Annotated in this window: 21 protein-coding genes and 5 tRNA genes; 11 read left to right on the top strand and 15 right to left on the bottom strand. The window is 71.1% G+C overall.

From position 1 onward, the window contains the following. Positions 1–103: 103 nt before the first annotated feature. Positions 104–2,497, top strand: coding sequence for a phosphoketolase family protein (locus VAB18032_RS08600; protein ID WP_013732407.1), 2,394 nt, complete (start codon positions 104–106; stop codon positions 2,495–2,497). Positions 2,498–2,509: 12 nt separating this feature from the next. Beyond that, on the top strand, positions 2,510–3,385 hold the full coding sequence (locus VAB18032_RS08595; RefSeq protein ID WP_013732406.1) for a universal stress protein: 876 nt from the start codon (positions 2,510–2,512) through the stop codon (positions 3,383–3,385). Positions 3,386–3,415: 30 nt separating this feature from the next. Here the strand turns inward: VAB18032_RS08595 and VAB18032_RS08590 are convergent, their stop codons facing one another. Beyond that, positions 3,416–5,347, bottom strand: a complete 1,932-nt coding sequence (locus VAB18032_RS08590) for a heavy metal translocating P-type ATPase (protein ID WP_013732405.1) — start codon at positions 5,345–5,347, stop codon at positions 3,416–3,418. A gap of 231 nt (positions 5,348–5,578) precedes the next feature. Here VAB18032_RS08590 and VAB18032_RS08580 point away from each other — a divergent pair, with 231 nt between their 5' ends. Both VAB18032_RS08580 and VAB18032_RS08575 read left to right on the top strand, forming a co-directional pair. Then, positions 5,579–6,577: an Acg family FMN-binding oxidoreductase gene (locus tag VAB18032_RS08580; protein WP_043720116.1), complete on the top strand. Its 999-nt coding sequence runs from the start codon at positions 5,579–5,581 to the stop codon at positions 6,575–6,577. A 142-nt stretch (positions 6,578–6,719) separates the two neighbouring features. Continuing rightward, on the top strand, positions 6,720–8,348 hold the full coding sequence (locus VAB18032_RS08575) for a sensor histidine kinase (protein ID WP_193386313.1): 1,629 nt from the start codon (positions 6,720–6,722) through the stop codon (positions 8,346–8,348). An 82-nt stretch (positions 8,349–8,430) separates the two neighbouring features. On the opposite strand, the gene VAB18032_RS08570 is transcribed toward VAB18032_RS08575, so the two are convergent. Beyond that, a complete protein-coding gene (locus VAB18032_RS08570) occupies positions 8,431–9,069 on the bottom strand; it encodes a response regulator (RefSeq protein WP_013732401.1) in 639 nt (212 codons plus the stop codon). Positions 9,070–9,327: 258 nt separating this feature from the next. Between VAB18032_RS08570 and VAB18032_RS08565 the strand changes: the two genes are divergently transcribed. Beyond that, positions 9,328–10,302, top strand: coding sequence for an Acg family FMN-binding oxidoreductase (locus tag VAB18032_RS08565; RefSeq protein WP_013732400.1), 975 nt, complete (start codon positions 9,328–9,330; stop codon positions 10,300–10,302). Between the two features lie 6 nt (positions 10,303–10,308). Here the strand turns inward: VAB18032_RS08565 and VAB18032_RS08560 are convergent, their stop codons facing one another. From VAB18032_RS08560 to VAB18032_RS08545, 4 genes are all read right to left on the bottom strand, one after another. Next, positions 10,309–11,322, bottom strand: coding sequence for an NAD-dependent epimerase/dehydratase family protein (locus tag VAB18032_RS08560; protein WP_013732399.1), 1,014 nt, complete (start codon positions 11,320–11,322; stop codon positions 10,309–10,311). 252 nt (positions 11,323–11,574) lie between these two features. Further along, positions 11,575–12,591 carry a LacI family DNA-binding transcriptional regulator gene (locus VAB18032_RS08555; RefSeq protein WP_043720114.1) on the bottom strand — a complete coding sequence of 339 codons (1,017 nt, stop codon included), beginning with the start codon at positions 12,589–12,591 and terminating at the stop codon, positions 11,575–11,577. 187 nt (positions 12,592–12,778) lie between these two features. Further along, entirely contained in the window at positions 12,779–13,798 is a 1,020-nt protein-coding gene (locus VAB18032_RS08550; RefSeq protein WP_013732397.1) for a LacI family DNA-binding transcriptional regulator, read from the bottom strand. Positions 13,799–13,852: 54 nt separating this feature from the next. Next, the gene (locus tag VAB18032_RS08545; RefSeq protein ID WP_013732396.1) at positions 13,853–15,145 is read right to left on the bottom strand and encodes an extracellular solute-binding protein; all 1,293 of its coding nucleotides are present in this window, start codon (positions 15,143–15,145) and stop codon (positions 13,853–13,855) included. A gap of 253 nt (positions 15,146–15,398) precedes the next feature. On the opposite strand from VAB18032_RS08545, the gene VAB18032_RS08540 reads away from it, so the two are divergent. Beyond that, positions 15,399–17,024 carry a glycoside hydrolase family 43 protein gene (locus tag VAB18032_RS08540; RefSeq protein ID WP_013732395.1) on the top strand — a complete coding sequence of 542 codons (1,626 nt, stop codon included), beginning with the start codon at positions 15,399–15,401 and terminating at the stop codon, positions 17,022–17,024. 3 nt (positions 17,025–17,027) lie between these two features. Continuing rightward, positions 17,028–17,699: a polysaccharide deacetylase family protein gene (locus VAB18032_RS08535; protein WP_232510710.1), complete on the top strand. Its 672-nt coding sequence runs from the start codon at positions 17,028–17,030 to the stop codon at positions 17,697–17,699. A gap of 9 nt (positions 17,700–17,708) precedes the next feature. Here the strand turns inward: VAB18032_RS08535 and VAB18032_RS08530 are convergent, their stop codons facing one another. Beyond that, the gene (locus tag VAB18032_RS08530) at positions 17,709–19,007 is read right to left on the bottom strand and encodes an MFS transporter (RefSeq protein ID WP_013732393.1); all 1,299 of its coding nucleotides are present in this window, start codon (positions 19,005–19,007) and stop codon (positions 17,709–17,711) included. Between the two features lie 63 nt (positions 19,008–19,070). Beyond that, entirely contained in the window at positions 19,071–20,162 is a 1,092-nt protein-coding gene (locus VAB18032_RS08525; RefSeq protein ID WP_050814714.1) for a saccharopine dehydrogenase family protein, read from the bottom strand. A gap of 102 nt (positions 20,163–20,264) precedes the next feature. Between VAB18032_RS08525 and VAB18032_RS08520 the strand changes: the two genes are divergently transcribed. Continuing rightward, entirely contained in the window at positions 20,265–21,212 is a 948-nt protein-coding gene (locus VAB18032_RS08520; protein ID WP_043720111.1) for a helix-turn-helix domain-containing protein, read from the top strand. 13 nt (positions 21,213–21,225) lie between these two features. Here the strand turns inward: VAB18032_RS08520 and VAB18032_RS08515 are convergent. Both VAB18032_RS08515 and VAB18032_RS08510 read right to left on the bottom strand, forming a co-directional pair. Beyond that, positions 21,226–21,297, bottom strand: a tRNA-Val gene (locus VAB18032_RS08515). Between the two features lie 40 nt (positions 21,298–21,337). After that, positions 21,338–21,410, bottom strand: a tRNA-Gly gene (locus VAB18032_RS08510). A gap of 149 nt (positions 21,411–21,559) precedes the next feature. On the opposite strand from VAB18032_RS08510, the gene VAB18032_RS08505 reads away from it, so the two are divergent. Further along, the gene (locus tag VAB18032_RS08505) at positions 21,560–21,802 is read left to right on the top strand and encodes a DUF6458 family protein (RefSeq protein ID WP_013732390.1); all 243 of its coding nucleotides are present in this window, start codon (positions 21,560–21,562) and stop codon (positions 21,800–21,802) included. Positions 21,803–21,901: 99 nt separating this feature from the next. On the opposite strand, the gene VAB18032_RS08500 is transcribed toward VAB18032_RS08505, so the two are convergent. From VAB18032_RS08500 to VAB18032_RS08480, 5 genes are all read right to left on the bottom strand, one after another. After that, the gene (locus tag VAB18032_RS08500; RefSeq protein WP_013732389.1) at positions 21,902–23,116 is read right to left on the bottom strand and encodes an FAD-dependent monooxygenase; all 1,215 of its coding nucleotides are present in this window, start codon (positions 23,114–23,116) and stop codon (positions 21,902–21,904) included. Further along, positions 23,113–23,709, bottom strand: coding sequence for a PadR family transcriptional regulator (locus VAB18032_RS08495; RefSeq protein WP_013732388.1), 597 nt, complete (start codon positions 23,707–23,709; stop codon positions 23,113–23,115). The genes VAB18032_RS08500 and VAB18032_RS08495 overlap by 4 nt, the downstream gene beginning before the upstream one ends. Before the next feature lie 138 nt (positions 23,710–23,847). After that, positions 23,848–23,922, bottom strand: a tRNA-Val gene (locus tag VAB18032_RS08490). Between the two features lie 13 nt (positions 23,923–23,935). Further along, a tRNA-Cys gene (locus VAB18032_RS08485) sits at positions 23,936–24,006 on the bottom strand. A gap of 34 nt (positions 24,007–24,040) precedes the next feature. Further along, positions 24,041–24,113, bottom strand: a tRNA-Gly gene (locus VAB18032_RS08480). A 293-nt stretch (positions 24,114–24,406) separates the two neighbouring features. Here VAB18032_RS08480 and VAB18032_RS08475 point away from each other — a divergent pair. Beyond that, complete coding sequence (locus tag VAB18032_RS08475; RefSeq protein ID WP_043723486.1) at positions 24,407–25,009, top strand: TetR/AcrR family transcriptional regulator; 603 nt, start codon at positions 24,407–24,409, stop codon at positions 25,007–25,009. A 48-nt stretch (positions 25,010–25,057) separates the two neighbouring features. Continuing rightward, positions 25,058–25,633, top strand: coding sequence for a TIGR03086 family metal-binding protein (locus tag VAB18032_RS08470; RefSeq protein ID WP_013732386.1), 576 nt, complete (start codon positions 25,058–25,060; stop codon positions 25,631–25,633). The last annotated feature ends 18 nt before the right edge of the window (positions 25,634–25,651 follow it).

Below are 25,651 nucleotides of genomic sequence, written 5' to 3'. Positions count from 1 at the left end.
GGACCAATGGCCCTGATTCATGGCCGCCGATGTCGCCAGACTCAAGGAGGAACCCACGTGTTGCGGATGCGAAATCCGCCGAACAGGGAGAGGCTCACCCAGTATGGACACCGCCCTGAATCCGAAGAGCACCCTGACCGATGAGGAGCTGCGCCGGCTGGACGCGTACTGGCGGGCGGCGAACTACCTGACCGTCGGCCAGATCTACCTGCTCGACAATCCCCTGCTGCGCGAGCCACTGGCCCCCGAACACGTCAAGCCCCGGCTGCTCGGCCACTGGGGAACCTCCCCCGGCCTGAACCTGATCTACGCTCACCTGAACCGGGTGATCGTGGCGCGGGACCTGTCCGCGATCTACATCACCGGCCCCGGGCACGGTGGTCCGGCCCTGGTCGCGAACAGCTGGTTGGAAGGCACCTGGAGCGAGCGGTACCACGGCATCGACCGCGACGAGGCCGGGATGGCCCGGCTGTTCCGCCAGTTCTCCTTCCCCGGCGGCATCCCCAGCCACGTGGCGGCGGAGGTGCCGGGTTCGATCCACGAGGGCGGCGAGCTGGGGTACGCGCTGAGCCACGCCTACGGCGCGGCCTTCGACAACCCGGATCTGCTTGTCGCCTGCGTGATCGGTGACGGCGAGGCCGAGACCGGCCCGTTGTCGGGCAGCTGGCTGTCCAACGTGTTCCTCAACCCGGCCCGCGACGGCGCGGTGCTGCCCATCCTGCACCTCAACGGCTACAAGATCGCCAACCCGACCGTGCTGGACCGGATCCCCGAGTCCGACCTGCTCGACATGATGCGCGGCTACGGCTACCAGCCGTACGTGGTGGCCGGTGACGAGCCCGCCGCCGTGCACGAGTTGCTGGCCGCCACGTTCGACCGGGCGCTCGACGAGATCGCGGAGATCCAGCGGCAGGCCCGCTCCGGGGGAACCGTCACCCGTCCGCGCTGGCCGATGATCGTGCTGCGTACGCCGAAGGGCTGGACCGGGCCGAGCGAGGTCGACGGCAAGCAGGTCGAGGGGACGTACCGGGCCCACCAGGTTCCGCTGTCGCAGGTACGCACGAACCCGGCGCACCGGGCCGAACTGGAGCGCTGGCTGCGCAGCTACCGGCCGGAGGAGCTGTTCGACGCCACCGGCGCACCGGTCGCCGAGCTGACCGCGCTGCCGCCCACCGGTGACCGGCGGATGAGCGCCAACCCGGTCACCAACGGCGGGCAGGTGCTGCGCGACCTGACCCTGCCGGACTTCCGCGACTACGCGGTCGAGGTGCCCCGACCTGGTGCGACGGTCGCCGGAGCCACCGGTGAGCTGGGCAAGTGGATCCGCGACGTGATCGTCGCCAACCCGCAGACGTTCCGACTGTTCGGCCCGGACGAGGTGGCCTCCAACCGGCTCCAGGCGGCCTTCGAGGTCACTGACCGCGCCTGGATGGCCCGCACCGTCCCCGGCGACGACCACCTCTCCCCCGACGGCCGGGTGATGGAGGTCCTCTCCGAGCACCTGTGCCAGGGCTGGCTGGAGGGTTACCTGCTCACCGGCCGGCACGGCATCTTCACCAGCTACGAGGCATTCATCCACATCGTGGACTCGATGGTGAACCAGCACGCCAAGTGGTTGAAGGTGACCCGCGACATCCCCTGGCGGCTGCCTGTCGCGTCGCTGAACTACCTGCTCTCCAGCCACGTCTGGCGGCAGGACCACAACGGCTTCTCGCACCAGGACCCGGGCTTCATCGACCACGTGATGAACAAGAAGGCCGAGGTGGTCCGGGTCTACCTGCCGCCGGACGCCAACACCCTGCTGTCCACCATGGATCACTGCCTGCGCAGCCGGCACTACATCAACGTGGTGGTGGCCGGTAAACAGTCCGCGCCGAACTGGCTGACCATGACCGAGGCCGTCCAGCACTGCCGGCGCGGCCTGGGGATCTGGGACTGGGCCAGCACCGACGGCGACAGCGAACCGGACGTGGTGCTCGCCTGTGCCGGCGACGTACCGACGCTGGAGACCCTGGCCGCGGCTGACCTGCTGCGCCAGCACCTGCCCGAGCTCAAGGTACGGGTGATCAACGTGGTGGACCTGATGCGGCTGCAACCGCCGAGCGAACACCCGCACGGGCTGCCGGACAACGAGTTCGACACGCTGTTCACCCGGGACAAGCCGATCATCTTCGCGTACCACGGCTACCCGTGGCTGATCCACCGGCTCACCTACCGGCGTACCAACCACGACAACCTGCACTTGCGTGGGTACAAGGAGGAGGGCACCACCACCACTCCGTTCGACATGGTGATGCTCAACGACCTGGACCGATTCCACCTGGTGATCGACGTGATCGACCGGGTGCCCGGGTTGGCGGCCCGCGCCGCACACCTGCGCCAGGAGATGACCGACGCCCGGCAGTCCTGCCGCGACTACACCCGGCAGTACGGCGAGGACGACCCCCGGGTCGCCGAGTGGCGTTGGGTCCGCGAAACCGACCAGACCAACCCGTAGCGAGGTGACATCGTGAGCGACGAGCAGATCCTGGTGGGTTACGACGGCTCGCCGGACGCGGCGGCGGCCCTGGAATGGGCACTGGCGCAGGCCGGACGGGACGGTCGGCCGGTACGGCTGGCGTACATCTTCGAATGGCTCACCGTGGCCGGCTGGGTCGGGCCCGGCATGACGCCCGGGATGTGGCCGGACGAACAGGCCCGGCAGCAGGTCGAGGAGTTGGTGCGCAAGGCGGCGGCGGACGCCGCCGCCGCGCACCCCGACCTGACGGTCAGCGGCGAGGTGCTCGACGGGCCACCCGCCCTGGTGCTGGAGGAGTGCTCCACCGAGGCCGGCCTGGTGGTGCTGGGCAGCCGTGGGCACGGCGGCTTCACCGGCCTGCTCGCCGGCTCCACCGCCGTCAGCGTCACCGCACACGCGCACTGCCCGGTGGTGGTCGTCCGCCGGGACACGGCCAGCACCGCCCGGGCCGGACACGTCGCGGTCGGCGTGGACGGCTCGGAGCAGTCCCTGCTGGCGCTCGGGTTCGCCATCGAGCAGGCGGCGTTGCGCCGGGTGCCGCTGCACGTGCTGCGGGCCTGGCAGCCCGGCCGGGACCAGTGGAACCTGACCGGCGAGCAGGCCCGGGAGGCGGCGCTCGCCGCCCAGCGCACCGAGCTGGACGAACCGCTGCGCCGCTGGCAGGCGACCTTCCCCGACGTCGAGGTGAGCGTCGAGACGGCCGCCGCCGCACCCGCCGGGCTGCTGATCGACGCCAGCCGCAACGCACAGCTGATCGTGGTCGGCACCCGGGGACGCGGCGGGCTGCGCGGCATGCTGCTCGGCTCGGTCAGCCAGCAACTCATCCAGCACGCCCACTGCCCGGTGGCGGTGGTCCGGGAGCGCTGAGCGTCACGCCACCGGTTCCCCCTCGGTCGTTCAGGCCGACGGGGAACCGGTGGCGTGTAGACCGCCGTACAGGGCGCGTAGCGCGTTGAGGATCACCAGCACGTCGATGCCCTCCTGGAGGAAGGCACCGGCCACCGGTGGAAGCAGGCCGGCCGCCGCGAACCCCATCGCGCACACGGCCAGCCCCATTCCGATGGTGGCGCTCTGCACGGCGATCCGGCGGGCGTACCGGGCGATCTCGACCGCGTCGGCGAGCGGATCGAGCCGGTCGACGGTGAGCACCGCGTCGGCCACGTCGGCGGAGGCGGTCGCCCCGGTGGCCCCCATCGCCACCCCCACGTGCGCCTCGGCCAGCGCCGGGGCGTCGTTCACCCCGTCGCCGACCATCACCGTGACGGCCCGGTCGGCCTCGGCCCGTACCCGCGCCACCTTCTCCTGCGGCGCGCACCGGGCAATCACGTCGTCGACACCCACCGCCTCGGCGACCCGCCGGGCAGCGTCCGGCCGGTCGCCGGTGACCATCACGATCCGGCTCAGGCCGGCCGCGCGCAGCCGGTCGACGGCTCGGCGGGCGTCGGGGCGTACCGGATCCTCCAGCAGGATCGCCCCGATCGGCCCGGTGTCGTCGGCCACCCAGACCACCGAGTGTCCCGGTTCCTCGATCCGGGGCCGGGCCCAGGACGGCGGGTCACCGTCGAGTTGCCCGACCCGGATCCGCCGCCCGTCGACCCGCCCGCGCACCCCCCGGCCCGGCTCCTCGGTCACCTCGGTCGGCATGGTCAGCCGCAACCCCCGGTCGCGGGCGTGCTCGACAAGCGCCGCCGCCATCACGTGCGGAGACAACTGCTCCACCGACGCGGCCCACCGCAACACCTCGTCGGGGTCACCGCCGGCCGCGACGACGGTGTCGGCGACCCGCGGGCGGCCCGCCGTCAGCGTGCCGGTCTTGTCCACCAGCAGGGTACGGACCCGGCCCAGCGCCTCCAGCGAGCCGCCGTCGCGTACCAGCACGCCCCGGCGGGCCACCCGCGACAGCCCGGAGACGATCGCGATCGGGGTGGCCAGCAGCAGCGGACACGGGGTCGCCACCACCAGCACCGCCACCGCGCGGACGATGTCGCCGGACAACAGCCAGCCCAGCCCGGCCAGCACCAGGGTGAACGGTACGAAGGCGGCGGCGTACCGGTCGGCCAGCCGTACCGTCGGTGCCTTGCGGGCGGTCGCCTCCTCGGCCAGCCGCACGATTCCCGCGTACGTGCTGCGGGCGGCGCTCTCGGTGGCCCGGAGCCCGAACCCGGCGCCGGCGTTGACCACGCCGCTGGCCACTGCCGCACCGACGGCCTTCTCGACGAGTTGGGACTCCCCGGTGACCACCGACTCGTCAAGCGTCGCCGGATCCTCGGTGATCCCGTCGACGGCGACCACGTCACCCGGGCCGACCAGCAGCCGGTCGCCGACCGCCACCTGGTCCACCGGCACCACCTCGATGCCGCCGTCGGCGGTGCGCCGTCGCGCGGTTCGTGGTGCCCGCTCCAGCAGGGCCCGCAGGTCCCGGGTCGCCCGCCGCTGCGCGTACGCCTCCAGCGTCCGACCGGTGGCCAGCATCACCGCGATCACCGCACCGGCCAGGTACTCCCGCACGACGAGCGCACCGACCAGCGCCAGGACCGCGATCACGTCCACGCCGAAGCGGCGCCGCCACAGATCACGCAGCACGGAGAGGGCGGCAGGCGCCAGCGCGACCAGGGTGACCGCCGCCCACACCAGGTCGGCCGCGCCAGAGCGCCCGGCCCACCGCAGCGCCGCGCCGACCAGCACCAGCACGGTCAGCCCGGTCAGCGGCGCCCACAACGCCCACCGCCGGCGCAGCGGACCGCCGGACCGGCCGTGCTGCGCCGGATGCTCCGGCAGGCACTCGTTGCCGCCCTGCCCCGGCCCGCTGGCCCCCGACTGCTCCCCCACCAGCGGATCGTCCCAACCCGCGAGCCCCGACGTCACCACTTCCGGCACACGACCCGGGCGAGGTCGGCCGGTTGCGTACGCCGACGTACGGCCGGATCCGGGCCGGAGTGCCCCCGCCGGCGGGCCCAGCGGTCCGTGCGGACGGCCGCCGTCTGCCCCAGGATGAACGGGACCCGCCCCACAGCCGTACCGAGGTACGGCACGATGGGGACATACGGAAAGGTCGTGACGATGAGCCACCAGACGCCCGCTACCCGCCGCCCGTTGACCACCGCCCTCGCGGAGGCCGCCGCGATGGCCGGTCACGCGCCGTCGGTGCACAACACCCAGCCCTGGCGTTGGCGGGTGCTTCCCGAAGCGTTGGAGCTGCGGCTGGTCTCCGACCGCCAGCCGACGGCCACCGACCCGACGGGCCAGTTGGTCATGCTCAGCTGCGGTGCCGCCCTGCACCACGCGCGCCTGGCGCTGGCCGCCGAAGGCTGGACGGCGACGGTGCACCGGATGCCCGATCCGGGCGAGCCGGAACTGCTCGCCCGGTTGACCGACCCGAAGGCCTCCGGCGTGGACCCGGACGCGATGCGCATGGTGCAGTGCATGCAGGTGCGACACACCGACCGACGGCCGGTCAGCGAGGAACCGGTCAGCGAGGAGCACCTGACCGCGATCGCGTCGGCCGCCGCCGGGGAAGGCGCCCACCTGGAGATCCTCGACCGCGACCAGGTGCTGCAACTGGCCGCCGCGGCCTCGCACGCCGCCGAGGTCGAGTCGGAGGATTCCCAACTGCGTGCCGAGCTCGACTACTGGACCAGCCGCGCCGGTGGCAGTGGGCTTCCGCCGGAGGTGCTGCTGCAGCAGCCCGCGCAGACCACCGTGCCGGGCCGTGACTTCGGCCGTCCCGGCACCCTGCCCGGCGGTCCGGGGCACGACCGGGCGGCCTCGTACGGGGTGCTCTACGGCGACGAGGACGACCCGCGCGCCTGGCTGCGCGCCGGAGAGGCGCTCTCCGCCGCCTGGCTGTTCGCCACCCGGCTGGGTGTGTCAGTGGTCCCGTTGAGCGGGGTGGTGGAGGTCGGTGGCACCCGCCAGATCCTGCGTCAGGTGCTGGCCGGATTCGGTCACCCGTACCTCGTCCTGCGGCTGGGGATCGCCGACCCGGAACACGCCGGTCCGCCGCACACCCCGCGGCTGCCGCGCGAACAGGTGGTGGACACCACGGCCGTGGACCACTGACCGATCGCGCGGCGTTCTGTCCCGCCGGTGCGCCGGATAGCATCGCCGGGTGACTGACGGCGCATCGAACCCCCGCCACGAGCCCCCCTCGCTCGGGCTCAGTCCGTTGTCCCGGGTCCACCTCGACGAACTGCTCCAGGAGATGCTGGACCGGGTCGGCGAGGTGGTGACCAGCCGGGAACGGCTGCGCGCGCTGCTCGACGCGGTCGTCGGCATCGGCACCGACCTGGATCTGCACAGCACCCTGCTACGGATCGTGCAGTCGGCCTGCGAGTTGGCCGGCGCCCGGTACGGCGCGCTGGGTGTGATCGGCACCGACCGGACCCTGCACGACTTCATCACGCACGGCATCTCGCCGGAGCTGCACGCCAAGATCGGTGACCTGCCGCACGGGCGGGGCGTGCTCGGTCTGCTGATCGATGATCCGAAGCCGCTGCGGATGCCGGACATCACCCAGCACCCCCACTCGTACGGCTTCCCGCCGAACCACCCGCCGATGCACACCTTCCTCGGGGTGCCGATCCGGATCCGGGACCAGGTCTTCGGCAACCTCTACCTGGCGGAGAAGCAGGGCGGCGCGCAGTTCACCGACGACGACGAGGAGATCGTCGTGGCGCTCGCCGCGGCGGCCGGCGTGGCGATCGAGAACGCCCGGCTGTACGCGCTGGCCAGCCGGCGGGAACGCTGGCTCGCCGCCACCGCCGAGATCACCTCGCTGCTGCTCGGTGAGGTACGCCGCACCGACGCGCTGACCCTGGTGGCGCGCCGCGCCCGCGAGGTCGCCGAGGCCGAGTTGGCCCTGGTGCTGCTCTACGACGACATGGCCGACCATTTCACCGTCGAGGTCGTCGACGGTTCCGGCACACAGGCCCGCGCGCTGGTCGGCACGGTGCTGCCGGCCGACGACACGAGTTTCGCCGCTGCGGTCGCCGAGGGCCGGCACGCTTCGGTGGACGACCTCGCGCACGCCGCGCCCTGGCCGGCGGTGCTGCACACCGGGCCGGCGGTGATCTCACCGCTGGCCACCGCCGACACGCTGCACGGTGTCCTGGTGATCGCCCACCGCGCCGACCACGACGGTGCCACCGACGACGACGTGGTGCTGCTGGGCAGCTTCGCCGGGCAGGCCGCGCTGGCCATGGAGCGGGCCCGGGGGCAGGAGGAACGGGAGCAGTTGGTGGTCCTGGAGGACCGCGAACGCATCGCCCGGGACCTGCACGACGTGGTCATCCAGCGGTTGTTCGCCACCGGTCTGCAACTGCAGAGCGCGGTGCCGCTGGCCGGTCGTCCGGAGTTGGCGAAGCGGATCAACGCTGCGGTCGACGACCTGGACGCCACCATCAAGGACATCCGGCGCACCATCTTCGAGCTGCGCAGCCCGGTGAGCGCGGCGTTGCGCACCGAGATCCGGGAGGCGATCGAGGTGGCCGCCGAGTCGCTGGGGTTCCGGCCCCGACTGGAGCTGATCGGGCCGATCGACAGCGCCGTGCCCGACCCGGTCCGCCCCGACCTCACCGCCGTGCTTCGCGAGGCCCTCTCCAACGCCGTACGCCACGCCGAGGCGTCGGCGGTGTCGGTGACCGTCAGCGTCGAAGCCACCCGGGTCAGCGTCGTCGTCACCGACAACGGGGTGGGGTGCGACCCGGCCGCCGCCCGGGGCGGGCTGATCAACCTGCGCGAGCGCGCCGAACGCCACGGCGGGGTCTTCGAGGTGCACCCGACCGAGCCGCGCGGCACCCAGCTGCACTGGTCGATCCCGCTGCGGGACTGACCAGCGACGCCGTTCCCCCGCGGGCCGGTCGTCTCGGCGTACCGTGGCGCGGCCAGGCCCCGGTGGGCCTGGCCGCCGTTGGTCAGTGGCCCTTGCCGAGCAGCCGGGTGGCGAGGACGGCGGCCTGGGTGCGCCGCTCCAGCCCCAGCTTGGCCAGCACGCTTGACACGTAGTTCTTGACGGTCTTCTCGGCCAGGAACATCTTGCCGGCGATCTCCCGGTTGGTCAGCCCTTCGGCCACGTACTCCAGGATGCGCCGTTCCTGCTCGGTGAGGGACTGCAACTCGCGCGGCTGCTCCACGCCGCTGCGGATGCGATCCAGCACCCGGGTGGTGATCGCCGGGTCGAGCAGCGATTGACCGGCCGCCACCCGGCGCACCGCGTCGACCAGGTCGGTGCCGCGGATCTGCTTGAGCACGTAGCCGGAGGCACCGGCCATGATCGCAGCGAACAGCGCCTCGTCGTCCTCGTACGAGGTCAGGATCAATCCCTTGATCGAGGAGTCCACCGCCCGGATGTCCCGGCAGACGTCGATGCCGTTGCCGTCGGGCAGCCGAGCATCGAGGATCGCCACGTCCGGACGCAGTGCGGGGATCCGCCGGGCCGCCTCCTGCGCGGAACCGGACTCACCGACCACCTCTATGTCGCCGCTGGCGTGCAGCAGATCGGCGAGACCACGACGGACGACCTCATGGTCGTCGAGCAAGAACACCCGGATCATCCCCCGTTTCTACCCCCTCCACCCCACCCCCCGCACGGGCCAAAGGTCCCAACCACCCCCTCTCCCCCGCCTCCACCCCTGTTGATCAAGACGTTTGCGTCGTCATCGCGCCGGATCCAGACCGATAGCTCTTGATCAACACGGGCGAAGGGGGGGTGGCCGGGGGTCCTGGGGGGTTGGGACCAGTGGCCCTGCTGTCGGGGGGTGGTGGGAAGGCACCGTGGAAGGGGTAACGGGAGAGTGTGAGGGGGTCCGACCATGGACATCGGCTACAGCGTCGAACAGTTGCGGGTTGCGGCCACCGATGCGGTACGCGCGCCGTCCCTGCACAACGTCCAGCCGTGGCGGTTCCGGCTGCGCGACGGCGGCATCGAGATCCTCGTCGACCCGGCCCGCCGGCTACCCGCCACCGACCCCAGCGGCTGGGGTGCCCGTGTCGCCGCCGGCGCGGCACTGTTCAACCTGCGGCTGGCCCTCGCGGTGGCCGGCCACCCGGCGACGGTCCGGCTGCGACCGTACCCGGCGGAACCGGACGTGGTGGCCCGGCTGATGCCGGACGTGCCACGTCGCCCCACCCCGACCGAACAGAGCCTGTACGCGGCCATTCCCCGCCGGTTCAGCAACCGTGCCCCGTTCTGGCCGGATCCCGTACCCGCCGACGCCCGCTGGCGGCTCAGCGACGCGGCGCGCGCCGAGCACTGCTGGCTGGAACTGCTGATCGGGGTCAGCGCGGTCAACGCGTTCGCCGAAATCGCCAACGGCGCGAACCGAGTCCTGGAACGCGACCCGGCCTACCGGGCGGAACGGCAGGCCTGGATCCGCCGTGAGCACGCCCTCGACGGCGTACCCACCGCTGCCGGCGGCCCTCGTGCAGAGCCACAGGACCTGCTGCCGGCGCGGGGCTTCGGCGACCGGTGCCGCCCGCCCGGCCGCGACTTCGAACCCGAACCGCTTGTCGCGGTGCTCGGCTCGACCGGCAACACCGCCGTCGACCAGGTCGTCGCCGGTCAGGCGTTGCAGCGGGTGCTGCTCACCGCCACCGACTGCGGATTGTCGGTGTCGATGCTGTCCCAACCGGTGGAGGTGCCCTCGGCGCGGGAGCAGTTGCGCGTGTCGCTGGGACGCTTCGGCGCCCCCCAGATGGTGATGCGCATCGGGTACGGCCAACCCGGCTGGCCCACCCCGCGTCGGGACGTCGACGAGGTGCTGGACCTGCCGGTGCACCAGGTGTAGCGGCGGCTACCCGGTCCGGTCCGCGGTGGGCGTGGCGAGCAGGGCGGCCTCCCGCTGCGGGTCGAGACCGACCGGCGGCCGGGCCGGTCGACCGGCCCGGGACGGCAGTTCGCCGACCCGACGCAACCACGACCAGGTGTCGGCCACCGTGTCGGCCAGTGGCCGACAGCGCAGTCCGTCGGCGTACGCGCGGGTGACGTCCTTCTCCTGCATCCACCGCCATTTGTGGCCCGGCGGAATCCAGATCGGCAGGTCGTTCCACGGCACCACCCCGGCGGCGAGGATGCGCTCCGGCTCGACCCAGCGCAGCCGGGCGTCGGCACCCGTGACGGTACGACAGGCGTCGAGCAGTTCGCCGAAGGTGGCCGACCCGGGCCGACCGACCACGTTGACCGGCCCGCCACGGCGTGCGCTGCCGGCGTCCAGCAGGAAGGCGGCCAGGTCCCGGACGTCGATGTACTGCACCGGCAGGTCCGCGGGTCCCGGTGCCAGCACGTCGCCGCCGCGCGCGATGCGACTCAGCCACCACGGCAGCCGACCGATGTCCTCGCCGGGACCGAGGATCAGCCCGGCCCGGGCCAGCAGCACGCGCTCGCCGAACACCTCGCGCAGGGCCCGTTCGGCGCCGGCCTTCACCTGCGGGTAGTCGCCCTCGGTGGCGTCCGGGTCGGCGTCCACCACCGGGCTCTGCTCGGTCACCCCGACCGGCACCGGCGGGGCGTAGACGGAGCCGCTGGAGACGTAGACGTAGTGGCCGATCCGACCGTCCAGCAGCCGCGCCACCGTCCGCGCCGCCCTGGGTGCGCCGTCCCAGGTGTCGACGACCAGGTCCCACTCGCCGTCGGCGAGGGCGGCCAGCCCGTCGGGGGCGAGGCGGTCACCCACCAGCCGTCGTACGCCGGCCGGCGCAGCCCCGTGCCGCCCCCGGTTGAACACCGTCACCGACCAGCCACGAGTCAACGCTTCCCGGACCGTCGCCCCGCCGACGAATCCCGTCCCACCCAGCATCAGCAGTCGCATACCGCCACCCTGCCGTCGCTTGCGGACGGACGGGAGTCCGGTTCGCCGTCAGCGGATCTGCCGACGGCAGAACGAGGGTGCCCGCGCCGGCCGGACGATCAGTTGTCCGGTCGACGCGGGCCAGGTTCGGCGGTGCCGCGGGCACGGCGGGCGACCACCTGATCACGTCGTTACGAGAACGGGTGACCGACTCCATCGTCGGCGGCGGCCGATACGTCGGTCAACAACTTCCGGAAAATTATCGGTAGATTGCTATGCCGCCGGGGCGGCACTGTCCCGGATCACGAGTTCGGTGGCCAACTCCACCCGGGGGCTCTCCACCTTCTCCCCCTTGGCCAGCCGCAGCACCGTACGCGCGGCCAGCATCCCCATCTCGCTCAGCGGTTGACGTACGGTGGTCAGCGGCGGCGAGCACCAGCGCACCTCGGGCAGGTCGTCGAAGCCGACCACGCTGATGTCGTCCGGAATGCGCAGCCCACGCCGTCGTACGGCCTCGTAGACGCCCAACGCCATCTGGTCGCTCGACGCGAAGATCGCCGTCGGCGGATCCGCCAGCCCCAGCAGTCGCCCGCCACCGACGAAGCCGGCCTCGTGGTAGAAGTCGCCGGGGCAGACGAGTGCCTCGTCGAAGGCGATCCCGGCGGCCTCCAGGGCGGCCCGGTAGCCGTCCATCCGGGCCCGACTGCACATCAGCTGCGGCGGCCCGGCGATGAACCCGATCCGCCGGTGCCCCAGGCCGATCAGGTACTCGGTGGCGCGCAGTCCACCGGCCCAGTTGGCGGCACCGATCGTCGGCGCCTCCTGGGCCGGCAGTCCGTCCGCGTCGACGATCACCACGGGCACGTCGAGCCGACGCAACTCGGCCTGCAGCGGCGCTTCGACCATAGAGGTCACGAAGATCACGCCCTCGGTGCCGCGCCGCCGCATGCCGTCGAGCCACTGTTCCGCGGAGGTGTTCTGGCGGTGGATGGCGGAGACCACCGTGCCCACCCCGGCGCCGTGCGCGACGTCCTCGACCCCGCGGATGATCTCCACCGCCCACGGACTGTCCAGGTCGTTGAAAACCAGATCCACCAACCCCGAACTCGCCCGCATACTCGGCGGCCGACGCCGATAACCATGCCGCGACAGCAACTCCTCCACCCGCTGACGCGTCTGCGGAGCCACATCCGAACGACCATTGATCACCCGCGACACCGTCGGCACCGACACCCCGGCCAGGTCGGCGATCACGGAGATGGTGACTTTGCGGGTCTCTCTGGCAGCCACAGCACTCCCAACCGGTACGGCGACAGCCCGCGCGGCGACGAGGAGCGGCCGGGACGGGCTGCCGGCTGCCTCCCCTACCCTAGTGCCGAGAAATTCCAGCCGCCTACCGGTAATTGGTGCAATTCACATCGGGCCAACGGCCATCGCACGGCAGCGGTCGGGCTGCTGCCGTGCTGCCCCGGCCAGGTCAGACCTTGGGTGGTGCCGCACTGTCCCGAATCACGAGTTCGGTGGCCAACTCCACCCGGGGGCTCTCCACCTTCTCCCCCTTGGCCAGCCGCAGCACCGTACGCGCGGCCAGCATCCCCATCTCGCTCAGCGGTTGACGTACGGTGGTCAGCGGCGGCGAGCACCAGCGCACCTCGGGCAGGTCGTCGAAGCCGACCACGCTGATGTCGCCGGGCATCCGCAGCCCGCGTTGCCGTACCGCCTCGTAGACACCCAACGCCATCTGGTCACTCGACGCGAAGATCGCCGTCGGCGGGTCCGCCAGCGCCAGCAACCGCGCCCCGCCCGCGAACCCGGCCTCGTGGTAGAAGTTGCCGGGCTGGATCAGCCGGTCGTCGATCGGCAGTCCGGCGGCTTCCAGGGCGGCCCGGTAGCCGTCCATCCGGGCCCGACTGCACATCAGCTGCGGCAGTCCGGCGATGAACCCGATCCGCCGATGGCCCAGGCCGATCAGGTACTCGGTGGCGCGCAGGCTGCCCGCCCAGTTGGTGGCGCCGATGGTCGGCGCGTCCTGGGAGGGGACACCGGCCGGGTCGACGATCACCACGGGAATGTTGAGCCGGCGCAACTCGGCCTGCTGCGGTGGCTCAAGGGTGGAGGTCACGAAGATGACCCCCTCGGTGGACCGGGTCCGAATGTTGTCGAGCCACTGCTTGGCCGACGATGTACGGCGGTGGATGGCGGAGACCACCGTGCCCACCCCCGCGGCGTGCGCCACGTCCTCGACCCCGCGGATGATCTCCACCGCCCACGGACTGTCCAGGTCGTTGAAAACCAGATCCACCAACCCCGAACTCGCCCGCATACTCGGCGGCCGACGCCGATAACCATGCCGCGACAGCAACTCCTCCACCCGCTGACGCGTCTGCGGAGCCACATCCGAACGACCATTGATCACCCGCGACACCGTCGGCACCGACACCCCGGCCAGACGGGCGATCGCCGCGATGGTCACCGTGCGGTTGTCGTTGGCACCCACGCGGCCCTCCCTCTTGCTCACTTTTCCTTGCCGGCCGTCGGCCGACGGACATCACTACTGCTTCTGCGCAACTCGGGTGATGTCCTTGACGATCTGCTCCGGCTTCTTGGAACCGACGATCAGATCGGCGACGCTCTTGTTGATCTGCTCGCCGACAGCCGGCGGGAAAGCCTGGTCGAGATAGAGCTGGAACCCGCTGGCGACAGCCAGATGCGCCGCGACCACCTGGTTGTTCGGGTCCTTGATCCGACCGACGGCCGCCAGGTTGGTGGGCAGCACCGCGCCGGTCTCCGCCGCCCAACGCTGGTTTTCCGACCGCAGCAGCGACCGCAGGAAATCCACTGTGGCCGGTGGCGCGTTACGGCCGACCGCGAAGCCGTTGCCACCGCCGAAGGCGTCGGTGGCCTCGCCCTTGCCACCCTCCACCGTCGGGAAGGTGAAGAAGCCGAGTTGCCCGCCGATGCCGAGCTTGCTGGTCGACGACGACGCCTGGATGGAGGGGGCCCACTGGCCCATCAACTCCATGGCCGCCTCGCCGTTGCCCATCGCCGCGGCCTGCCCGTTCGACGACCCGTACTCGGCGCGCCGGAAGCCCGGCTGGAACGGTTGCAGGTCGATCAGCTGGCGGAAGTGTTCGCCGGCCGCCACGAAGTCCGGAGTGTTGAAGTTGCCGTCCTCAGCCGCCTGTCGCAACGCACCCAGGCCACCGATCCGCATCGCCAGGTACGCCCAGTAGTAGTGCCCGGGCCACTTGTCCTTGCCGGCCAACGCGATGGGCACGATGCCCGCGGACTTGAGCTTCTGAACCGTGGTCAGCAACTGGGCCCAGGTGGTCGGTGGCGAGGTGATCCCGGCCTCGGCGAAGAGGTCCCGGTTGTACCAGAAACCGATCATGCCGATGTCGAACGGGATGCCGTAGATCCGGCCGTCGATGGTGTACGGCTGCAACGCGGCCGGCAGCAGTTGGCCGATCCACGGCGACACCTCCGAGGTGATGTCCTTGACCAGCCCCGCCTCGGCCTGTTCGCGCAGCAGGCCACCACCCCAGGACTGGAACAGGTCCGGCGGCGAGCCCGCCTTGGTGACCTTGGCCAGTTCCGCCTTGAAGACCTCGTTCTCCAGCGGATTGACCTCGATGGTGATCTTGTCATGCCGGGTGGTGTACAACCGCGCCATCTCGGCCCACACCGGCAGCATGGGATCGGTGTTCTGGATGTGCCACCAGTCGATCTGTTGTGGACTGGTCGGGCCGCTGGGCTCGTCGTCCGCACAGCCGCCGAGCAGAACCGCGCCGACACCCGCACCAGCCAGGCCGAGCAGCGATCTGCGGGAAACGTGCGTTGTCATGCCTCATCCCTTTCAACCATGTGACGTGCGCGCGCCACACCACAAACGGCGAGAGGCCAGTCGGCAGCCCGAAAGTTTTCAGCCTGATGCCGGTATTTTCGAGGTGATGGCCGGCACGTTACGACGCGTTGACACACGCGGTCAAGAGGGGTGTCGCAAGGAGACGCCAGCCGATACCGTGAGGGCAATCCTGGCGTGTCCAACGGCGAATTTTCCGGAAGTAGTCCGGGATCAGAGCCTGAAGGAGTCGAACATGTCGACCGAGACCGCAGACGTGACGACCACCCGGTCGATCCGCAATCCCGTGCTCCCCGGCTTCCATCCGGACCCGTCCATTCTGCGGGTCGGCGACGACTACTACCTGGCCACCTCGACCTTCGAGTGGTACCCGGGGGTACGCGTACACCACTCCAGAGACCTCGTCCACTGGCGGGCGCTGGGCGGCATCGTCACCGAACGCCGGCTGCTCGACCTGCGCGGCTGCGGCGACTCCAACGGCATCTGGGCTCCCGACCTCACCTGGCACGACGGGCTGTTCCACCTCGTCTACAGCGACGTGGCCAGCTTCGCCAGCGGCTACTGGGACGCCCAGAACTTCCTCACCACCGCACCGGCCATCACCGGCCCCTGGTCGGATCCGGTCCGGCTGCACTCGCACGGCTTCGACGCCTCCCTGTTCCACGACGACGACGGCACGGTGTGGCTGCTGGCCATGAGCGCCGACTGGCGTCCCGGCCGCAACCGCTTCGGCGGCATCGAGATCCAGCAGTACGATCCCGACCGCCGGCAACTGGTCGGCCCGACCCGACTCATCTTCACCGGCACCGAGGTCGGCCTGACCGAGGCACCGCACATCTACCGCCACGACGGGTGGTACTGGCTGGTCACCGCCGAGGGCGGGACCAGCTGGGAACACCAGGTCACGGTCGCGCGCTCGCGTGAGCTGTTCGGGCCGTACGAGGTCGACCCGGCCGGGCCGCTGCTCACCTCGGTGGGCCGACCGGATCTCACCCTGCAGAAGGCCGGCCACGGCAGCCTGGTCCGCACCCAGCACGGCGAGTGGTACCTCGCCCACCTGGTCGGCCGCCCCTACACCCCGCTGGGCAACTGCGTCCTCGGCCGGGAAACCGCCCTGCAGAAGGTCGAATGGTCCCCCGGCGGCTGGCCGCGGATCCCCGGCGGCATTCCGGCCGACGAGATCGCCGCCCCCGACCTGCCGGCCCATTCGTGGCCAGCCGAACCGGCCACCGACCACTTCGACACGCCGGAACTGGCCAGCTGGTGGTCCACCCTGCGCCGGCCCGCCACCGACGACTGGATCGACCTGCGGTCGCGCCCCTCGCATCTGCGCGTCTACGGAGGTCAGTCGCCGGTCGGGAAGCAGACGCCGAGCCTGGTGGCACGGCGGGTCGGTGCACCACGCTGCTCGCTGGAGACAGTCGTCGAGTTCGACCCCGGCAACCACCGTCACCTGGCTGGCATCACCGGCTACTACAACACCCAGAACTGGCACTATCTGTATCTGACCCGGGCCGACGACGGGCGGACCGTGCTGGAGTTGCTCAGCTGCGACAGCGGACGACGCACCGCGTACCCCGAACTCACTGTCGACACCGGCGGTGCCCGCCGGGTCGGGCTACGGGTGAGATTCGACGGCCCGGCGTTGCACTTCGCGTACGACCTGGGCGACGGCTGGCGAGAACTGCCCGTCACTCTCGACGCCACCATCCTCTCCGACGAGCACGCAGCCCAGATCGTCGACGGGGAACCCGCCGCCTGGGGCTTCACCGGCGCCCTACTCGGCCTCTGGGTGCAGGACATCGGCGGCGACGGCCACTACGCCGACTTCGACCACGCCACCTACCACCAAAAGGGCTGACCGATGTCCCCGCACCCCGCACCCCCGATGACCGCGCGGCACAGCAGTTCCATGCCGGGCGTCCCGGCCTGCCCCGAAGCGACGATCGGCACCGACCGCGTCCTCTGTCTCACCTTCGACGACGGACCGCATCCGGTGCACACCCCACGCCTGCTCGACGTGCTCGCCGCCCACGATGTGCCGGCGGTCTTCTTCCTGCAGGGCGACCAGGCCGCCAGCCACCCCGACCTGGTCCGTCGGATCGTCGCCGCCGGGCACGCGCTGGGCAACCACAGCATGCATCACGACGACATGAGCGACTGGACCCCCGGCCGGATCGCCTCAGACCTGCTGGAAACCAACGCGGTCATCCGCCGGGCCGTGCCGCAGGCGCCACTGCCCTACTTCCGGGCCCCGTACGGCGCCTGGGGTCAGAGCCCGACCGTGGCGACCGCGTTGGGGATGCGGCCGATGGGTTGGCAGTTGGCCGTGACCGACTGGGTGCCACCCGGCACCGACGAGTTGGCCCGCCGCCTCACCGAGGGCGTCACCCCCGGCGCGGTGGTGCTGCTGCACGACGGCGGCGGCGACCGCAGCCAGACCGTCGACGCAGTCGACCTTGTCATCCCACCACTACTGGCCGACGGCTGGCGGTTCGCCCTGCCCGCACCAACCGGAGCCTCCACCGGCAGGTGAACCGACACGTTACTGGTGAGCCTTGATCAGGGTCTGCTCGCCCTGGCTGACATCGGACGAAACCGGGCCGACCGTTCTGCCCTTCACCGCCCGCCAGATCGCGATCGCCGCGGCGATGACGCCGAAGGCCACCGTCAGCACCGCGGCGGCCAGGATGGTGAACTCGGCACCGACGCCGGTGATCAACGGCCCGGCGGTGATGGTGCCCAGCGGCACGGACAGCGTCGCGATCGCGGCGTACGCGGCGAGGACCGGTGCTCTGCCGGCACCGTCGGTGCTGCGTTGCAGCAACGCCATCGTGGCGGCCGGGTACGGCGCCCAGATCAGGCCACCGATCGCGATGGCGACCAGGGCCACGCCTGTCGGTGCGCCGAGCCCGAGGGGTAGCAGTGCCGCACCCCAGCCGACGACGATGGCGATGATGGTCGGCCACAGCCGCCAACGGCGCAGGTAGCCGGCGGCGAATCCGCCGATCAGCGCCCCGGCGCCGAACGCCGTCCAGAACGCGGCAAGGGTGCCGGCGGAGTTGCCGAGCGACTCGGCGACGTGGATCGGCAACGCCACCTGCACGGGCCCGTAGAGGAAGAAGAACCCGAAGGTCAGCGTGGACAGTCCGAGCAACGGGCGATCGCGCCAGATCGCGGCGAAGCCGGCGAGGCTCGATGCCTGCCGCTGCTCGATGGGGGCCCGAGCCGCCCTCGGCACGGCGATCAGGTAGCTGACCGCGAGGACGGCGTACGTGCCGGCGGCGACGGCGATGACGAGCACCGGCCCGGCGGCCGCGATGAGCAGCGCCGCCAGGGCCGGCCCGATCAGGGTCGACGCCTCGCTGAACAGTCCGATGAGCGCGTTGCCCGCCAGCCGGTGCTCGACCGGCAGCAGCTCCGCGATGAGGGTGAACCGGCCGGCCGACCCCCATGAGCGCAGCAGTGCGGAGCACCCGAGCAGCAGCGTGAACCACCTGATGTCGAGGGCTCCGGCGAGGTGGACGACGGGGATCGCCCCGAGCATCACCGCCCGGAGGACAGCGTCCCAGGCGGCCAGCTGAGCCCCGCTGCGCCCACTGAGCGCCCGGGCGAACAGCACGGTGCCGAGGGCACCCGGCAGCGTGTACGCGGCGACCGCGGCGGCCACCCAGACACCGGCGTTCGCCCGGGGCGCCAGCTGGATGGCCAGCCAGCTGACCGCCAGCAGCGCCATCCCCTCCCCGAGGTACGACAGCGCGAAGCCCGGCAGCAGCCGCCGCAGGATCCGGTGCCGGACCACCGGCCAGTAGGGTGACGAACGAACGAACGCCGGGGTGCCCATGCGGGAAGTCTGGCAGCCCGATCGATCATTGCGGCCCAGGCTTAGCGCCCGGCAGAACGCGGATCACCGCCTGCTCATTGAGCACACTCCTGGCCGCGGTCTGGATCGCTGGTCAGCCGCGTATCCAGGTGAGAGATGCAGTGAGAGGTGCGAGGAGATGGCGCGGAGGAAATCCGGGGCGTCGAAGATCGCGCCCGCGGAGGCCACGCCGGTGCCCCTGGTCCGGCCCGTGAGGATGCGGGCGACGGCCTCCACCGCGAGGGGTGCGCTGACGGCGTAGATGTCCTGGCCGGCGGCGGCCAGGCGGCGTTCCGTTCCGCCGGAGCGAACGAGGACGTCGACGACGAAGGTCTGCGCGGAACGGCCGCGCTCATCGACGGCGTCCGGCGCCGAAGCGTACGGAGCGGAGAGCTCCGCGGCCGCCTTGGCGGTCATGTAGGTGCGAATCTCCGGGACGGCCAGGTGGCTGGCAATGGTGACGATGTCGGCCATGGTGAACTCTGCGATGACGCTCTGCGGGCCGAGCGGAGCAGGGAAGTGCCACTGCACGGTCGGCAGGGCGTCGTCGTGGTACTCCACGTGTCCGCCGGTGTAGCGGACCCGCCGGCCACCGCGTCGCTGCTGCGACACCACACCCGAAGCGACCGTTCCGCCGGTGGGGCGCCAACTGCTCAGGCCGTAGGCGACGTGCACCTCGTCGGCCGTCGTCCAGTCGCCCATCGCGGTGGTGACCAGCAGGTCACCGAGGCCACCGTAGAAAGCCATCGCTGGCACCACCACGGTGCCCGCGGCGTTGGCGCGCTCCGCGAAGTGCGCGAACGTGTCGAGGTTCGCCTCGATCTCGGCCGCCACGTCGACGTACGCGATGCCGGCGCGTAGCGCCGCCTCGACCATCGGGGCCGCCGTGGCGGCGAAGGGCCCAGCGCAGTTGATCACGGCGGCTACGCCCTCCAGCGCACGGTCGATCGAGGCCGGATCGTCGACCGAGGCCTGACGCACCCCGAGCCCCGGATGGGTCTGCGCAAGCGCCCGCAACTTGTCCTGGTCGCGGCCGAGGAGCAGCGGGACGTATCCGCGCTCGCGTAACTCCGCGACCACGAAGCGCCCAGTGTGCCCGTACGCGCCGAACACCGCCACGGTCTGACCTGATCCCACGCCTGCTCCCAGGTACTCGAAGTGATCCACTGCGGACAATCCTTTCCCTGTCGACCCACCCGGACCAGTGTCTGAAACGACACGCCTCGTACAATTCCCGACATGAGTCCTGCGCGGCGCTCCGTTGCGGTCGCCGCTACCCACGGGATGCTGCACTTCGAGCTGGGCCTGGCCTACGAAGTCTTCGGCTCCAAGCCGGACGTCGTGCCAGGCCCCTGGTACGACGTCCGGGTGTGTGGCACGGCCACCGTCCGGGTCGGCCGGTTCCTGCTGGAGCCGGACTGCGGGCTCGACCGGCTGGCAGATGCCGGCACCGTGATCGTCCCCGCCCTGGCCGATGTCGACGAGGAGCCACCGGCCGACCTGGTCGAGGCGGTGCGTGCGGCCCACGCGTCAGGCGCGCGGGTGGTCTCCCTGTGTACGGGCGTGTTCGTGCTCGCCGCCGCCGGCCTGCTGGACGGGTTGTGCGCGACCACGCACTGGGCCCACACCGTGCAACTGGCCACGCGCTACCCCCTGGTGAAGGTCGACCCGGATGTGCTCTATGTCGACAACGGCAGCGTGCTCACGTCCGCGGGCAAGGCTGCGGCGATGGACCTGTGCCTCCATCTCGTCCGCCGCGACCACGGCTCGGCGATCGCCAACGTCGTCGCCCGCCGCCTGGTCGTGCCGCCGCACCGGGCCGGTGGCCAGGCCCAGTTCGTCACCACACCGGTACCCGCCCACGACGACCATCCCCTCGCCACGTTGCTCCCCTGGGTGATGCGGCGGCTGGACCAGCCGCTGACCGTGGAGGACCTGGCCCGCCAGGCGAACATGAGCTCGCGCCACCTGGCCCGCCACTTCCACGCGGTAACCGGCACCACCCCGTTGCAGTGGCTGCTGACGCAGCGGATCCGCCGCGCACAGGAACTGCTGGAGACCACGGACGACAGCATCGACACCATCGCCTCGACTGCGGGCATGGGCACTGCGACGACCCTGCGCCGCCACTTCCAGCGCACCGTCGGCGTACCGCCGGACACCTACCGTCGCACGTTCCGTGGATGAGGTGCGTTTCGAGTGGGCGATACTGGGTTTGAACCAGTGACCTCTTCCGTGTCAAGGAAGCGCGCTCCCACTGCGCCAATCGCCCGTGGTGACCGCCACACCCGATCGGGTGTGGGCGAATCGCGAGCGGACGACGGGATTCGAACCCGCGACCCTCACCTTGGCAAGGTGATGCGCTACCAGCTGCGCTACGTCCGCCTGCCCCGGCACCGCCGGGGACGCGCCAACTGTACCCGATGACAAGATCGCCCGAGTGGGCACCCCACAGTGCGGGTGATTGCGCCGGTCACCGCCGGGGTACAGAGCCCTTCGACAGCACACCGCATCCCCGGAAAAAGGAGGCTGTCATGGGTATCGGCACCAGTATTTTTCTGCTCGCGGTGGGCGCCATCCTCACCTTCGCGCTCAACGCCAGCATCGGCGGTCTGGACCTGGACGTCGTCGGCTGGATTCTGATGGCAGCCGGTGTGGTCGGCCTGATCATGACCACGCTCGTCTGGGGACGCCGGCGTGAGGTGGTCGCCACGACCGAGGAGCCGGTGGAGTACCGCCGCGTCGAGGAGCGTCGGGACGTCGCACCGCCGCTGTGACCAGCGGTCGAGCAAGCTGAGCGGTCAAAACGACGGTGGCGGCTACCGAAGTCGGTGGCCGCCACCGTCGTGTCCGGGCGCGGATCGCAGCGCCGCCGGTCAGTGTTGCGCCAGCTCCGCGCTGACCGGGGCGTCCCAGTCGATGCGGTAACGCTGTTCGGCGCCGAGGGACCGTTCCGGGTTGAGGAAGGTACGCAGCGCCAGCGGCATCATGATCCGCATCATCCGCTTCGCGACAGGTCCGGCCGTCTTGGTGGAGGTGGTCTGCCGGCCACGGCGGACCACCTTCTCCACCCGCGGGCGACGCAACCGTTCGTAGGCGGTCAACGCCGCCGGCAGGTCAGGGTGGTCGCGCAGGCAGCGCGCCAGCTGCACGGCGCTCTCCACGGCCAGTGACGCGCCCTGGCCGGAACTGGGTGACGGGGCGTGCACCGCGTCGCCTACCAGGACCATCCGATCGCGGTACCAGTGCGGCACCGACGGCATGCTCTCGATCGACCCGATCGCCACCACGTCGGCGGCGTCGGTGTGCGCGAGCACCTGGTGGGCCGGCACGTCGTCGGCGTACACCTCGCGCAGCCGGTGCAGCCACTGGTCCGGCGGGGTCTGGTTGGCCTCGGCCCAGGTGGTCGGTCGCGGGTCGGGCACGTTGGCGAACCAGGCCGTCCGGCCGTCCGGCTCGACCCAGTAGCCGAAGAACCCCCGGGAGCCGAAGACCAGGTACATCGCCTCCGGATCGGCGTCGGGCACCGCGTACCGGGCGGCGCCGCCGAGGTTGAGCAGCGGCAGCACCTGCGGGTCGGGGGCGGCCGGATCGATCAGGGTACGCACCCGGGAGCGGATGCCGTCGGCACCGATCAGCAGGTCGGCGGTGGCGGTCGAGCCGTCGCCGAACCGGGCCAGCACCCCGTCGGTGGTCGACTCGGCGTCGACGAGGCGTTTGCCGTGCACGATGGGCACGCCCTGCGCCTCGGCCCGCTCACGCAGGGCCCGTGCCAGGTCGTCGCGCCACAGACCGACGGTGACCGGCTCCACCGCGACGTGCGGAAGGGTGCCGATCAGCCCGCCGCGACCGTCGGTGATCACCGTTCGGCGCATCGGCAGGCCGACCTCCCGGACGGCCTGCTCGGCGTCGACGGCGCGCAGCGCGGCGAGCCCGTTGGGGGCCAGGGTCAGGGTGACGCCGGCACCGTCGGCGGCCGACGGGTGGCCCTCGTACACCGTGGCTTCGATCCCGGCGCGGCGCAGGGCCATCGCGGTCACCGGCCCGGCGATGCCACCGCCGACGACCAGGGCGGTACAGACAGCTGTCATGTTCTATCCCCCATGGTTTCCTGCCAAGACCTGGCGTAGTCCGGCTGCTTGAGCGACTCGATGAGGTCGGCGACGAACCGCCGTTCCGCCTCCAGCAGGGCGAGGCTGTACTCCTCCTCGACCAGGTAGATCCAGGCGAGACCGTCGGCGCGGGCCTCGGCCACGGTGGTCCGGGTCTCCTCGATCTGTCCGGCCAGCGCCGCCGAGCGGCGGCGCAGCACCTCGACTGCCTCGTCGGGTGGCAACAGGCTCAACAGGGACAGCGCGACGGCGAAGTGCGGGTACTCCTGGCGTGGCTGGGCGAGCAGCGTACGCAGCCAGTCGTGCACCTCGTGCCGGCCCTCGTCGGTGATCGCGTACACGGTCCGCTCGGGTCGGGCGCTGTCTCGGACGGTTTCCTGTGGTGCGACGAAGCCCGCCCGGGTGAGCTGCTCCATCACCATGTACAGCGAGCTGCGGGTGTAGCGGATCTGCCGGTCCTGGCCGGCCTGCTTGAGCCGCCGCCCCAACTCGTACGGATGCATGGGCTCCCAGAGCAGCCAGGCGAGCACGGCCAGGGCCAGCGGGTTGGGAACCTTGCGTCGGCGCTCCACGCCACCTCCTTTAGTCAGTACTGACTATGCAGGACTGACTAAAGGCCCGTCAACGATGAGCGGAGGAAGGAGCTGGCAGCGCGAAACGACGAAGCCCGTCACCGCGATCCGGTGACGGGCTTCGTCGTCAAATTCATCTGGTGGGCGATACTGGGTTTGAACCAGTGACCTCTTCCGTGTCAAGGAAGCGCGCTCCCACTGCGCCAATCGCCCTTGCTGTTGTCCGAGGTGGGGACGGGATTTGAACCCGCGTACACGGCTTTGCAGGCCGTTGCCTCGCCTCTCGGCCACCCCACCGAGGTTGCCCCCGTCAAGCGTGGCGGCAGCTCCGAGCGGACGACGGGATTCGAACCCGCGACCCTCACCTTGGCAAGGTGATGCGCTACCAGCTGCGCTACGTCCGCGTGCCCCCGGCGCGTTCTCCGGTGACGGATGAGAACTTTAGCCGAGCCATGGAACGGTTGCCAAATCGGGTACCACCCTCCGGCGAGTCAGAAACGCTCCGCCCTCGTCGGAAACCTCCACCGCCGGGCTTCCTAGGAGGATGGGTAGGTGGGCTTGCCGCGCAGGCCGGGAAGGTGAATGCCGAACGAGAAAATTCCCCACGAACAATTGTCTGGTGTCCGACTGTCGCAAGATGGATCTACCGGGCTTTGGTGACAGGCCGTATCCGCTTCGATGGGCTACGGTGACGGACGTGACGAGACGTGCGGCTGAAATCCGCCTGGATGCCCTGCTACGCACCGCGTGTGACGTGATTGCGCAGCGCGGATTGGCGAACACCCGCACGGCGGACGTGGCGCAGGCCGCCGGGGTGAGTCAGGCACTTGTCTTCTACCACTTCGCCACCAAGGAACGCCTGCTCGCGCAGGCGTTCGCCTACGCCGTCGAGCAGGACCTGGCCCGGCTGGACGCGATCACCCGGTCCAACGCCCCGCCGCTGACCAAACTGCGGCGCATCCTGCGGCTCTACACCCCCACCGGGCGGCCCACCTCCTGGTCGATGTGGATCGACGGCTGGTCGGAGTCACTGCGTACCCCCGAACTGGAGAAGTTGTCCCGCCGCCTGGACCTGCGCTGGCGGCAGGACCTCGCCGCGGTCATCTCCGACGGCGTACGCGAGGGGGTCTTCGAGTGCGCGGACCCGGCCGGCGCGGCGTGGCGGATCAGCGCGGTGATGGACGGCCTGGCGGTGCAACTCGCGGTGCACGAGCGGGTGATCTCCCGCCGGCAGTTCGCCGAATGGGTACGCCTGGTGGCCGCCCGGGAACTCGGGCTCGACCCGACACAACTGGACTGAGCCCGGGAACCGGTCACCGGCGGCGCTCCTGGCCGCCACAATGACGCCATGGACCTGCTGGAAACGTACCGGCGCAGCGTGGCCGAGTTCGCCGACCGGGTGCCGCTTGTCGCCCCCGGACAATGGTCGGCGCCCACCCCGTGCGCCGACTGGGACGTCCGAACGCTGGTCAACCACGTGGTCGGCGAGGACCGCTGGAGCGTCGCCCTGCTCGCCGGGCGGACCATCGCCGAAGTCGGCGACCGGTACGACGGTGACCAACTCGGCGCGGACCCGGTCGAGGCCGCCCGCGACGCGGCGGCGCAGGCCGAGCTGGCCGCCACCCGCCCCGGGGTGCGGGACGCCACCGTGCACCTGTCGGCCGGCGACACCCCGGCCGAGGAGTACCTGCGCCAGCTGATCGCCGAACACCTCGTACACGGCTGGGACCTCGCCGTGGCGATCGGCGCCGATCCGAAGCTGGACGCCGAGGCCGTCGCCGAGTGCGCCCGCTGGTTCGCCGGGGAGGTCGACGCCTACCGGAACAACGGTCTGGTCCGTGCCGAGGTGGATGTTCCCACCGAAGCTGACGAACAGGACCGGCTCATCGCCGCCTTCGGCCGTGACCCCGACTGGGCCCCGTGACGGCCCCATCGGCCACCG

It is taken from the genome of Micromonospora maris AB-18-032, assembly GCF_000204155.1.
In the GTDB taxonomy this organism is placed as follows: Bacteria; Actinomycetota; Actinomycetes; order Mycobacteriales; family Micromonosporaceae; genus Micromonospora; species Micromonospora gifhornensis.
This window is presented reverse-complemented; position numbering and strand designations above follow the sequence as displayed.